The following is a 12,210-nucleotide window of genomic DNA, read 5'->3' as shown; positions in this document are numbered from 1 at the left end:
CTCGACGGCTCCCTCCCCTGTGAACAAGGGGAGGGAGCCGTCGAGGTGCGTCCGGAGTGTCCGCTGTCAACGGGTCACGCGTGGCGGTGCGAGCGCCGGTTGCCGGTGACGACGCGGTAGAGGGCCAGCAGGATGAGGGAGCCGACGATCGCGGCGATCCAGGTGGAGAGTTCGAAGAACCCGTCGACGGAGTCGACGCCGAAGATGACCTTGCCCAGCCAGCCGCCGAGCAGACCGCCAGCGATGCCGATGAGCATGGTGATGATGATGCCGCCGGGGTCCTTGCCCGGCATCAAGGCCTTGGCGATCGCGCCGGCGAGCAGCCCGATGATGATCCAAGCAATGATGCCCATGGTCCGTCTCCGCTTCGTCGTATAAGGATTGCGTTAAGTCATCGGGTACGCCGATCCCGCCCGGCCAAACGTCTCGGCCTGATATCGGCTCAGGCGCGGTGGAGGTGGCGGCTCCCGTCGGGCCCCGGCCATGGCCGTGCGGTCTCCTTGCGGAGGTGTCCTTTCGTACCCTGACTGCATGCGCATGCGTCCCACCCTGAGCTGGACCCCTTCCGAGAACCTGCCACCCGCCACCTCGGACGCGGGGCCGGTCGCCGATGCGCTGAGCACCGGCGGAGTGCTGGTGCTCAGCGGAGCGGGCATCTCCACGGAGTCGGGCATCCCCGACTACCGGGGCGAGGGCGGGAGCCTCAGCCGGCACACTCCGATGACCTACCAGGACTTCACCGCGAGCGCCCAGGCCCGGCGCCGGTACTGGGCACGCAGCCACCTCGGCTGGCGCACCTTCGGCCGAGCCCGTCCCAACACCGGGCACCTGGCCGTCGCGGCCTTCGGTCGGCATGGCCTGCTCTCGGGCGTCATCACCCAGAACGTGGACGGCCTGCACCAGGCCGCCGGCAGCGACGACGTCGTGGAACTCCACGGCACCCTGGCCCGGGTCGTCTGCCTTTCCTGCGGCGCCTTCACCCCGCGCCGCGAACTCGCCCGGCGGCTGGAGGAGGCCAACCCGGGGTTCGAGCCCGTGGCCGCCGGGATCAACCCGGACGGTGACGCCGACCTCACGGACGACCAGGTCGCAGGCTTCCGCGTGGTTCCCTGCACGGTCTGCGGCGGCACCCTCAAACCGGACGTCGTGTTCTTCGGCGAACCGGTTCCGCCGCAGCGCGTCGAGCACTGCCGCGAGCTGGTCCGTGAGGCGGCCTCGCTGCTGGTCCTGGGCTCCTCGCTGACGGTGATGTCCGGGCTCCGCTTCGTTCGCCAGGCGGCCCAGGCCGGGAAGCCGGTGCTGATCGTCAACCGGGATCAGACCCGAGGCGACCAGCACGCCCTCACAAGGGTGTCGCTCCCGCTGGGCACTGCCCTCGGCGCCGTCGCGTACCGGTTGGGCATTCCCGTCAGCCGAGTCGTCGACGGAGGGCCGCAACCGGTCTGACCGGCGCCACGCGCAGCACCATCGGTCGCTTCGGGCTGCCCGCGAGCGGCTTGGCGTAGTAGGGGCGGCCGAGCCGGGCGGCGCGATACCAGCGAGTGCCGGACAGTGCCTTCGGGGTCGGGACGGGAACGGGGCTCTTCGGGTCGTCCGTGCGGAGGGTCAGCGTCCAGCGCCCCGGCCGCAGGTTCCTGACCGGCATGCGGGCCGTGAAGGTACGGCTGCCGTGCGGTGCGTACAGCAGGGGCACCTCTCGGACCGAGCCCGCGTCCTCTGCGGCGCGCAGGGCGACGGGTTGGGGGTGGCGCGCGGCTTCGCCGGTCAGGCGTCCGCTGACGACGAGCGTGGCGGGGGCGAACGTGTCCCAGGCGATTGCGGTCACCAGGCATACCGGCTCGGCCTCGGTCCGCCGGACGTCCAGGGAGAAGTTGCCGTGGGGCGTGAAGAAGGGGCGTGCGGTGCTGGGCTCGTGGCCGCGTCGGGAGCCGGTGGCCAGCTCTCGCTTCGGTGGAGCGGTCCTCCGGCCGTCCGTGTCCGTCCGGGTCCGCCGGAGCCTGACGGTTCGGCTGACTCCCTGGGCGCGTACATCCAGGTAGAGGTCCCACTGGCCGCCGCCGAGCGGGGCGCCCGCGTCCACGGTGCTCAGGTCGACGTCGACGGTGAAACCGGCCGCCGCGTCGTCGCCGTGGTGCGGGGCGGTGCCGACGGTCGCGGGCACACGGATGTCCGGGTGGCGGAAGCCGCTCGGACGCAGGATCACTTGGGTGGTGGGCTGGAGGGGGCCCAGGGACTCGATGCGGGCATGGCCGCCGAGCCGGAGGACATCGCCGTCGCCCGTCCAGGCCGCTTCGGCCAGTTCGTGGTGGACCGGGAGGCGGTCCGTGGTGTCGAAGCAGACGTCCGGAACCGCCTTCGCGGGGTCGCGGAAGAACGGGTGGGACCAGTAGACGCGGCCCTTGTCCACGACGTGGCCGCGCTCCGCGTCCGCCTTGGCGTGCCGAGCCACGGTCATGAGGTCCTCGAAGCGGTCCACGCGCAGGAGGTGGACGATCAGCCGGTCCTGCGGGGCGATCAGCTGGAAGACGCCGTCGGTCACGTAGGTCCGCGCCCAGTCCCGGAACTGCGGGTAGAAGTGCTCCCGTGCCTGCTGTTCGCTCTCACGGGGCAGCAGGGCGCGCAGCGGCCCGCACAGCTCCCACTCCACGTGGCGGCGCATGATCCGGTCCTGGCGCGGGCCGGGTTCGAGGTAGCGGGCGACCGTTTCGAAGCACAGGCGGGTGCCGTCCATGCGGTGGACGAGGTCGGCCGCGGTGAGGGTGAGGTTGTTGCCGTTCTGGCGGTTGCGGGAGTAGTAGCAGTCGTAGTCGGCTACGACGGAGATGCCGTCGGCGTTGAGGTAGGCGGCGGCGGTGAACGGCTTGTCCTCGCAGTTGCGGTACGGCGGAAACCTCAGCTCCAGCCGTTCGATCAGCGAGCGCCGGAACAGCTTCCAGCAGCCCAGGGTGCGGTAGGCGTGGGAGGAGAAGATGTCCGTCCGGGGCTGGTTGTGCGAGAAGACGGCCGTCGGCACGGCACGTCCGCCGACCGACACCATCTTGCCGAGGACCACGTCGGTGCGGTTCTCGTCCGCCATCGCCACCATGCGGCGCAGGGCGTCCGGGCCGAGGTAGTCGTCGGAGTCGAGGAAGAAGACATAGTCGCCGCCGGCCAGGTCCAGGCCGGTGTTGCGGGGGACTCCTGCTCCTCCGCTGTTGGGCCGGTGGACGACGCGGAGGCCGGAGCAGGTCCGTGCGAGGCGGTCCAGTTCGCTTCCGGTTCCGTCGGTGGAACCGTCGTCGACCGCGATGATCTCGATCTTGTCCGGTCCGAGCGTCTGCTCCATGACGGACGTGACGCACTTCGTCAGTTCCGGCATCGCGTTGTAGGCGGGGATGATCACGCTCACGCGGGGAGGGTTCCTACGGGACATGATGGGCTCCCGGGCCGTGGAGTGGTGCGAGGGTGAGGGAGGCAGTCCGGATGCGGGCGAGCGGCTCCCTGGAGCTTCCGGCGCGGGCCGCTGCCGCCGCCCAGCGTGAGGCGTCGTCCTACGCCGTCGGAGTGGGCGAACCACCCGTTCGGGTGCGTGTCGGCTCCCCTCGGAACGTCCTCTCCTCGCGCTCCTGTCGCAGAGCGTCCTCGGCGGAGGCGCCCCGGGACCAGGCCGCCGTGTACTGCGCGGCGTCCAGGGATGCCCGCACCCGTCTCTCCGCGGTGAGGTGCGCCTCATGGAACGGGCGCAGGCCGATCAGCGCCACGCCCGTGTCCTGGCGCATACGGTGAGCGGCGCCCAGGAGCCACGCGGCCCGGGTGCAGTCACCGGTGGCCGCCACCGCCCAGGCCAGGGTCTCCAGACCGGTGACGGTTCCGGCCTCCCCTTGTTCGATCTGCTCGGCCTGCTCGGTCCCGCCAGCCGTCCCCTCGGGGCCGGGCCGCCCTCCCCTTCATTCGTCTGCGACGACCATTCCCCGGTGGAGTTCTCCCTCGCCTTCACGGCCGGGAGTCCGGTGACACCGCGTCTCCTGGTCGAGCCCGGTTGCGCCGCGGACCCACTTGAGGAGAACGCCCGTCTGGGCCGGCGGGCCGTCGAGGCCCTGGCCGCACGCCGGGACTTCTCGACCGACCCGCTGCGCCGGGTGGAGGACTTGTTCTTCCCCCCCCCGGTGATGCAGGGCTCGTTCGCACTGAGGTGCGCAATGGACCTGCGGCAGGACCTGACCACGGGCGTCAAGGTGTACGTCGATCCGCAGGCCCACGGGCGGGAAGAATCGTCACAGGTCACGGAGGAGGCGCTCAACCGGTTCGGATTCGGCCGGGCTTGGCCCGCACTCCGGGAGCGAATCCTTCAACGCGGCCCGGGCAGGGACGAGATCCGGTTCTTCGCGCTCGACCTGGGCAGGTGGCGCACACCGCGGGTCAAGGTCTACATCGCTCACCACGACAGCAGCGCCACGCTCATGCGCACCGTGTCACGGCTGGTGCCCGGAGCGCCGGCGGAGCAGGCGGCGGAGTTCTGCCGTGCGGTGGGCGGCGGTACCGGGCGCTTCGCTCACCGGCCCCTGGTGTCCTGCCTGTCCTACGCGGGGCGGGACACGAGGCACCCGAGCGGCTGCACCGTGCACGTTCCGGTTCGCGACCACGTGCCGGACGACGGGATCGCCCTGGACCGTGCCAAGGGTGTTCTGCGGCACCACGGAATGGACTCGGACGTGATCGATGCGGCGTGGGCCGCGATGACGTCCCGTCAACCGCGTGACGGGGTGGGGCTGCTCGCCTATGTGTCGCTCGTGCAGAGCGCCTGGCAACCGCCGCGCGTGAACGTCTACTTCTCGCCGGAGGCTTACGCGGTCAGCCCTCCGCGCGCCGCAGACCGTACAGAGGAAGGTGAGTGAGGCAGTGGAGCCTTACAGGATCAAGGTCGTCGAACCGATCCCGGTCACGACACGCGCCCAGCGGGAGCACGCCCTGCGGCGGGTGCACTACAACCTGTTCGGACTGCGCGCCGACGAGGTCACGATCGACCTCCTCACGGACTCGGGTACGGGCGCCCTGTCGGCGGCACAGTGGTCCGCGGGCATGGCCGGTGACGAGTCGTACGCCGGATCGAGGTCGTTCTACCACTTCCAGGAGGTGGTCCGAGACCTGACCTCCTATCCGTACGTCCTGCCCGTGCACCAGGGCCGGGCAGCGGAACGCATCCTCTTCTCCGCGCTGCTCCCCCGGGGAAGATCACGCTCGGCAACACGCACTTCGACACCACTCGCGCCAACGTGGAACTGGCCGACTGCCGGGCGGTGGATCTGCCCTGCCCGCAGGCCGGGGACCCGGACAGCGACGAGCCGTTCAAGGGCAACATCGACCTGCACCGGCTGGCGGCGGCCCTGCGGGGTCCGGATGCTGCCAGGATCGCCCTGGTCGTCATGACGCTGACCAACAACGGCGAGGCGGGCCAGCCGGTCTCCATGGACAACCTCGCCCGAACCGCCTCCCTGTGCCGGGAACACTCGGTTCCGCTCTTCCTCGACGCCGCCCGCTTCGCCGAGAACGCCCGGCTGGTCACCCAGCACGAAGCGACCTGTCGCGGCATGAGCCCGCGTCAGGTCGCAGAGCAGGCGTTCCGACTGGCCGACGGCTGCCTGATGAGCGCGAAGAAGGACGGGATCGTCCACGTCGGCGGCTTCCTCGGCCTGCGTGAGCGCGCCCTGGCCGAGCGGTGCGAACTGCTGCTCATCGCCGCGGAGGGCTTCCCCACGTACGGCGGTCTGGCGGGCCGGGACCTGGACATGATCGCCCTGGGGCTGACCGAGGTCACCGACCCCTGCTGCCTCCAGGCCCGCGCCGGCGCCGCCCGGCACCTGGCCCGACTGACCCGCGAAGCGGGTATCGCCATCGTCGAACCGCCGGGTCTGCACGCTCTCTACCTCGACGCGGGCCGCCTGCTTCCGCACATCCCCGCGCATCGCTTTCCCGGCCATGCGCTCGCCTGCCAGCTCTACCTCGAAGGCGGCATCCGCTCGGTGGAGCTGGGTTCCCTCTGCCTCGGCAGCGAGGACGAGAACGGCGCCCCGGTCACCGCAGCGCCCTACGAGCTGGTCCGGCTCGCACTCCCCCGCCGCACGTACGGCCTGAGCCACCTGAACCGTGTCGGCGAGGTCCTGGCCGCCACGGTCAAGGACAAGGATCGGATCCCGGGCTACCGCCTGGTCGAACAGCCCCCGCTTCTCCGCCATTTCCGCAGCAAGCTGGAACCGGTTCAGGGGTGAGCCGTGTCACACCGACCAAAATGCGCCTAAGTTGTCTGCATCACAGCGGAAATGTCCCTTTGACCTCCATGCTCGAAACGGACACCGGATCCCGAAAGGGCGTTCACCGGCATCCTCTTGGGCGCTAGGTTCCAAAGTGACCCATGACACAGCACTCGTGACATTCTCCCTGTCCCCTCTGGAAGGTGCCCCATCATGGCCGCTTACCTCTGCCCGCCTGCCGTGATCCACGGCGAGCACGCCGTGAAGACCAGTGAGATCGTGGCGGAGGTGCGTGACCGGCACCCCCACGCGACGTGGGCGCCGCGGATCGACGGCATCGCGGCGAGCACCGGCATCGAGACCCGCGGCTGGATGCTGCCACTGGAGACCGCCGTCGCGCCCGGCAAAGGCAGCGGCCTGCGGGCCGTCGGCGTCGAACCCACTCAACAGGCCCTGACCCGTGAGGGGTTCGCCCAGCAGGACGTGGACCGCGTGATCGCCGCCCTCGAATCCATACCCGCACCGCAGACCGTGCAGGAGCGCACCGCGCCGGCCTGGGAGGCAGTGCAGTCCTACGGGGAGCGCGCGGCGCGCGGGGCCCTGCAGACAGCCGGGCTGGACGCCTCGGACGTCGACTGCCTGATCACCAGTCACTCCACCACTCCGGCGCTGCCGGGCCTGGACATGACCCTGGCCAACAGGCTGCGGCTCCGCAGCGATGTGATGCTGCTGCCGGCCACGCAGTGGGCCTGTATCGCGGGGACCCGCTCACTGGCCCTGGCAGCGGACCTCGTGGCCGCCGACCCCGACCGGGTGGTCCTGGTCGTCATATCCGAGGCGCTGAGCACGACCTACCAGCCCGCGGACGACACCCTGGAATCCCTGATCGTCCGGCTGCTGTTCGCCGACACCGCCGTGGCCGCGGTGGTCACGGGCCGCCCGAGGCCCGAGGCGGTGCTGCGGCTGGACGCCGCCTGGCATCACACTCTGCCCGGCACCCAGGATCTGCACCGCCTGGAGACACGGGCGGACGGCACCCACTTCGTGATGGACCGGCGCGGGCCGCGCGCCGTGCAGGAGACGGTCACCGCGATGTGGGAGTGGCTGCACGCCCGCTACCAGGACGACCCCGACGCCTGGCATCCCGATGTGCTGCTCGCGCACCCCGGCGGCACCCGGGTGCTGGAGTACATGGAGCAGACGATGCCCGACACGTGGCCGCCGGGGCTCCTCGACTACAGCCGGGACAGCTACACCAGCGGCAACCGCGGCGGCGCCGCCGTCTTCGACATCCTGCGGCGGGCGCACGACGCGGGGCTGCAGAAGCCCGGAAACCGCGCCGTCCTGTACGCGGCGGCACCGGGGCTCACGGCCACCGCCCTTGAGGGGCAGTGGCTGTAGAGCGCCGAAGGGTCCGGTGCGTGCCGCGTCACCTCGCCACTTCCGCCCAGACCACCTTGCCCGTGTCCGTCCACCGCACCCCCCACCGGGTGGTGAGCCGGTGCACGATGCTCAGGCCACGGCCACCGTCGTCGAGCAGGTCGGCACGCCTCAGCCGTGGCCTGCCGTTCCCGGTGTCTCCCACCTCGCACAGCAGGCCGTGGCCGGCCCTGATCAGCCGCACCGTGATGGGGCCGGTGGCATAGCGCACCGCGTTGGTGACCAGCTCACTGACCAGCAACGTCGCGTTGTGCCGGGTGTCGTCCCTGGTGCGCCACTGCCTCAGCAGCGCGGACACCTGCTCGCGGGCCCGGGCCGGGGCGTCGTCGCGAGCGGCCAGCCGCCAGGTCGCCGTGTCCCCCTTGCGGTAGCCGATCATGCGCGCGAGCAGCAGCGTCACGTCGTCCCGCTGAGGCGCGGGCGCCAATGAGGAGACGACGTGCCGGGCGGCCCGTTGCAGGGTGTCCCAGGGATGCACCGTGGCCACCGCGTCCGTCAGCCTGCCCATGCCCTCGTCGATCGACAGAGCGGGGTCCTCCACCAGGCCGTCGGTGTAGAGCGCGAGCACGGAGCCGGGAGGCACGCCGACGGTGTACACGTCGAACGGCTCTCGCAGCGCGAACTCGGCTCCGAGGCCGGGGTGGGGGCGGATCGCGAGGGGGCCCGCCCGCCCGTCCGGGGAGACCAGGATCGGGGGGAGGTGGCCGGCGCTGGACAGCGTCATATGGTGACCGACCGGGTCGTAGAGGGCGATGCAGCAGGTCGAGCCGAGGGCGCTGTAGCCGGCCGCCAGGCCGGACTCGGCATCGTCCAGCACCGTCACCGTCTCGTCCAGGTGCTCCAGCACCTGGTCGGGCGCGAGGCCGGCGGACAGCAGCGCGCGGGCCTCCATGCTCAGCTGGCCCATGGTCGCGGCGGCTCCCAGGCCGTGCCCGACGACGTCACCGACCACCAGCGCGGTACGCCCGTCGGGCAGCGGAAAGCTGTTCACCCAGTCGCCGCCGACGCCCGCGCTGTCGGGGGTGGCGGGCTGGTAGACGCTGGCGATCTCGATGGTGTCGCCACCGGCCCGGGGCAGGAGCCGGCGCTGCAATGCCAGCACCTGCGTGTGCTCGCGCTGGTGCTGTCGGGCGAGGTCGACGTGGTGGGCGGTTCTGGCCACCAGCTCCTGGAGGTCGAACAGCTCGCTGTCGCGGAAGGGGCAGTCCGCCCGCCGCCAGACCTCCGCCACGCCCAGCACGACGGGCGGCGCACTGTCGAGGACGAGTGGTATGCACACCACACCCGCCGAGAGGTCACCGGGCACCAGGGCACGCGCCACGCGCGGGCTGCCGAAGACCCGCTCGACCGCCTCACCATCGGGTATGACGATGGTCTGCGGCGCATCGTCCCGCAGCACCGCCTGGGCGAGCAGGCGGCTGGCGTCGCCGGGGAGATCCTCGCCCGGGGTCATATAGCCCTCGGGCCACACCCGGTCCGGTACCAACGCCGCCCGCCGCAGCCGGATACGCCCGTGCGCCCTGCCGGAGACTCCCTCCCCCGTCCACACGGCGAAGTCGAGGTCCACGGCGGCCACGTCTCCCCAGGCCAGCAGGGACTCGGCCAGCGACTGTGCGGTCTCGCCGATGTCCAGCGAGGTGCCGATCGCGGTCTCGGCGGCGTAGAGGTGCAGTCTCCTGGCCATGGCGATCACAGAGACCGTCAGGCCGCCCTCCGGCGCCGCGGAGGGCAGGATGCTCATCGAGACCACCAGCTCCGACCCGTCGCCGCGCCGCAGGCGCTGGATGCGGGCGACATGCGCCTCACCGCTCTCCACGACCTGCAGCAACCGCCGTGTCACCGTCGGTACGTCCCCGGGGGGTAGGAGATCGACGAACGGCCGCCCCGCCCCCGCGTCCAGACCCGCGAACACGGGGGCTTCCAGATTGCAGCGGGTGATGATCAGGTCCCGGTCCAGGTTGACCGCACCGAGGATCTGCTCCTGACCTCCGTCCGCCGGGTGGTCGGGCGCCTGCCCGCGCGTGGCGCGGTCACCCGGCGGGTCGGCAGATGCCGCTCCGCCTTGCGGGATGTAACGCCCAAGGGCGCGGCTGACCAGGTCGAACGCCGAGGAGGACGAGGGCGAGGGTGTGGAGTCCATGCGGCTCTCTCAGCAATCCCCGGCGCGGTACCGGGGCGATGTCCGGACCCGTGCGGTCGGGGCCCCGAGCTTCCTGACCACACACCTCATTGAATAACACCGCGGGCAGCTTCGCACACACCAGCGAATCGCGGGAACGTCGGCCGTCGGGAGCAGACGCCGCCGTCAGGGCCCGGCAAGGGGCCTTGCCTGGGCGATGAGCAGCGCGACGTCGTCGTGGTCGGCGGGACCGCGCAGTTGCCGGAGCAGCAGGTCGCAGGTCTCCTCCGCGGAGCGGCAGGGCGGGGACAGCAGGCCCAGGAGGTCGTCCAGGCGCTGGTCGATGGGGTCGTCGCGGGTCTCCACCAGGCCGTCGGTGTAGAGGACGAGCTGATCGCCGGGGTTCATGGTGAGGACGGCGGTCTCGAAGGGACCGCTGCCGACTCCCAGCGGGGTGCCGGTGGGCAGGTCGAGCAGTTCGGGCGGTCTGCCGGCGCGCACCAGGACCGGGGGCAGGTGACCGGCGCAGGCGACGTGCAGGCGGGAGTGGTGCGGGTCGTAGACCGCGTACACACACGTGGCGATATAGGGGTCCAATCCCTGGGTGATCTTGTCGAGGTGGGTGAGGATCCGGCTCGGGGCGAGGTCGAGGTCGGCGAGGGTGGAGGTGGCGGTGCGCAGCCGGCCCATGGCGGTGGCCGCCGGAATGCCGCTGCCCATGACGTCACCCACCGCAAGGGCGGTCCGGTCGCCGCTGAGGGGCAGGACGTCGTACCAGTCGCCGCCGACTTCGCTGAAGGCCTGGGCGGGCAGGTACCGGGCAGCGATCTCCAGGCCGGGGCGGCGGGGCGAGGGCTGGGGCAGCAGGCTGCGCTGGAGGGTTTCGGCGGCGCTGCGGATGTGCTGGTGCAGGACGGCGTTGTCGATGCTCAGCGCGGCGGACGAGGCCAGTTCGTAGGCGAGGGTGAGATCGTCCTCGTCGAACGGCTGGGGGTTGCGCGCGCGGGCCAGGCCCAGCACGCCGATGATCTCTCCGCGCGCGATGAGAGGGACGGCCATGTCGGTGTGGACACCGGCTTCGGCGAGCAGGCCGGCGGCGGCGGCGTCGGCCGCGATGCGGCTGAGATCGCCACTGTCGAGGTGGGTGATCAGCAGGGGCTTGCGGGTGCGGAAGCAGTGGGCCGCCGGGTGGTCCGCGTGGTAGGTGGTGAGGTGGCCGGGCGCGATGATCGCCTCGGAGGCGGCGGTGGGATAGGCGGTCTTCACCGCCAGCGCCCGGAACAGGGCCGGACCCTCACCGCGGTCCGGGCGGCCCGTTCGCAGGACGGAGTCCAGGATGTCCACCGCGATCATGTCGGCCAGGTCGGGCACCAGGACGTCCGCCAGCTCCTGGGCGGTCCGCTCCACTTCCAGGGTGGTCCCGATGCGGGCCGAGCCGTCGGCCATCAGGCGCAGACGCTGCTGGGCCCGGTCGGCCTGCCTGGCTGCCTCGTACCGGTCGGTGACGTCCACCACCACGTTGGCGATCCCGAGCACGTGTCCGCCGTGGTCCTCCAGCCGGTAGAGGGACACGGCCCAGGCGTGGTCGTTGTCCGGGTCGGCGCGGGTACGGCCCACCACCTGCTCGTCCACCATGGGCCGGCCGGTCTCCAGGACCTCCCACATCTGGTTCTCCGCGGTCGTGAAGGGCGCGCCGGGCAGGATCTCCCGGAAGTGGCGGCCCATGTGGTCGGCCTCGGGGACGCCGTGCATCGAGGCGAGGGCCCCGTTGACGGCCACGTACCGCAGCTGGGTGTCCAGGACGGACAGGCCGATCGGCGCCTGGGTGACCAGCTGGCTGGACAGGGCCACCTTGCGCTCCACCTGCCGCACCGTGGCCCGGTCGGCGGCCAGCCCGAGCGCGTAGTGGTCGCCGAGGTTGTCCGTCAGCCGGATGTTGCGGAACTCGATCGTCCGGGTGCTGCCGTCCTTGAGCCGGACGGGAAAGGGACCCGCCCAACTCCGGCCGGTCTCCATCACCTCGGCGAACAGTCCCATCCCCGCCTCGCGGTCTTCGGGGTGGAGAAGCAGGGCGGCCGCGTACCGCCCGACCGCTTCGTCACCGGTGTAGCCGAACAACTCCTCGGCCTGGGGACTCCACATGTCGATCCGGCCGTCGGCCTCCACGAGCACCGCGGCGACGCCCAACAGGTCCATCAGCCCGCTCGGGTCCGATGCCGCCTTCTCCGGATCAGCCGCCCGCTGTGGAGGCTGCTGCTTCGCTCGGCTCATCACATTCGCCCCTTAGGCCTGACGACCTCATCGGCGCACCCGCCTGCTCCAGCAGACGTCCACGGTGGTCTCCCTGCAGGTCAGCAACCCGTTCACGATGCGGTACGCGACCTGCGAACGGCCAGGGGACGCGCCGGGCGGGCGCCGTGCGCG

At 71.4% G+C, this 12,210-nt stretch carries 8 protein-coding genes and 1 pseudogene; 4 read left to right on the top strand and 5 right to left on the bottom strand.

The genetic code is table 11. The annotated features are described in order from the left end of the window. Positions 1-74 precede the first annotated feature (74 nt). The gene (locus A4E84_RS38985) at positions 75-353 is read right to left on the bottom strand and encodes a GlsB/YeaQ/YmgE family stress response membrane protein (protein WP_062931053.1); all 279 of its coding nucleotides are present in this window, start codon (positions 351-353) and stop codon (positions 75-77) included. Positions 354-531: 178 nt separating this feature from the next. On the opposite strand from A4E84_RS38985, the gene A4E84_RS38980 reads away from it, so the two are divergent. Further along, positions 532-1,446, top strand: coding sequence for an NAD-dependent protein deacetylase (locus tag A4E84_RS38980; RefSeq protein WP_062931052.1), 915 nt, complete (start codon positions 532-534; stop codon positions 1,444-1,446). Here A4E84_RS38980 and A4E84_RS38975 read toward each other — a convergent pair. Further along, the gene (locus tag A4E84_RS38975) at positions 1,409-3,388 is read right to left on the bottom strand and encodes a glycosyltransferase family 2 protein (protein ID WP_335340849.1); all 1,980 of its coding nucleotides are present in this window, start codon (positions 3,386-3,388) and stop codon (positions 1,409-1,411) included. The genes A4E84_RS38980 and A4E84_RS38975 overlap by 38 nt on opposite strands. Positions 3,389-3,530: 142 nt before the next feature. Further along, positions 3,531-3,815, bottom strand: coding sequence for a hypothetical protein (locus A4E84_RS43290; protein WP_062931050.1), 285 nt, complete (start codon positions 3,813-3,815; stop codon positions 3,531-3,533). On the opposite strand from A4E84_RS43290, the gene A4E84_RS38965 reads away from it, so the two are divergent. The 3 genes and pseudogenes from A4E84_RS38965 to A4E84_RS38955 all read left to right on the top strand — a co-directional run bounded on the left by A4E84_RS38965 (position 3,711) and on the right by A4E84_RS38955 (position 7,628). Beyond that, positions 3,711-4,874, top strand: coding sequence for a tryptophan dimethylallyltransferase family protein (locus A4E84_RS38965; RefSeq protein WP_079129297.1), 1,164 nt, complete (start codon positions 3,711-3,713; stop codon positions 4,872-4,874). The two genes, A4E84_RS43290 and A4E84_RS38965, sit on opposite strands and share 105 nt — an antisense overlap. Positions 4,875-5,058: 184 nt before the next feature. Continuing rightward, a pseudogene (locus A4E84_RS38960) lies at positions 5,059-6,245 on the top strand (tryptophanase). A 195-nt stretch (positions 6,246-6,440) separates the two neighbouring features. Continuing rightward, entirely contained in the window at positions 6,441-7,628 is a 1,188-nt protein-coding gene (locus tag A4E84_RS38955) for a beta-ketoacyl-[acyl-carrier-protein] synthase family protein (protein ID WP_062931048.1), read from the top strand. A 28-nt stretch (positions 7,629-7,656) separates the two neighbouring features. On the opposite strand, the gene A4E84_RS38950 is transcribed toward A4E84_RS38955, so the two are convergent. Next, entirely contained in the window at positions 7,657-9,807 is a 2,151-nt protein-coding gene (locus A4E84_RS38950) for an ATP-binding SpoIIE family protein phosphatase (RefSeq protein ID WP_062931047.1), read from the bottom strand. A 165-nt stretch (positions 9,808-9,972) separates the two neighbouring features. Beyond that, positions 9,973-12,057 carry a SpoIIE family protein phosphatase gene (locus A4E84_RS38945; RefSeq protein WP_062931046.1) on the bottom strand — a complete coding sequence of 695 codons (2,085 nt, stop codon included), beginning with the start codon at positions 12,055-12,057 and terminating at the stop codon, positions 9,973-9,975. Positions 12,058-12,210: the final 153 nt, after the last annotated feature.

Source organism: Streptomyces qaidamensis (assembly GCF_001611795.1).
GTDB classification, from domain to species: domain Bacteria; phylum Actinomycetota; class Actinomycetes; order Streptomycetales; family Streptomycetaceae; genus Streptomyces; species Streptomyces qaidamensis.
The sequence above is the reverse complement of the archived record's forward strand: the minus strand, read 5'-3'. Positions and strand labels throughout refer to the sequence as shown.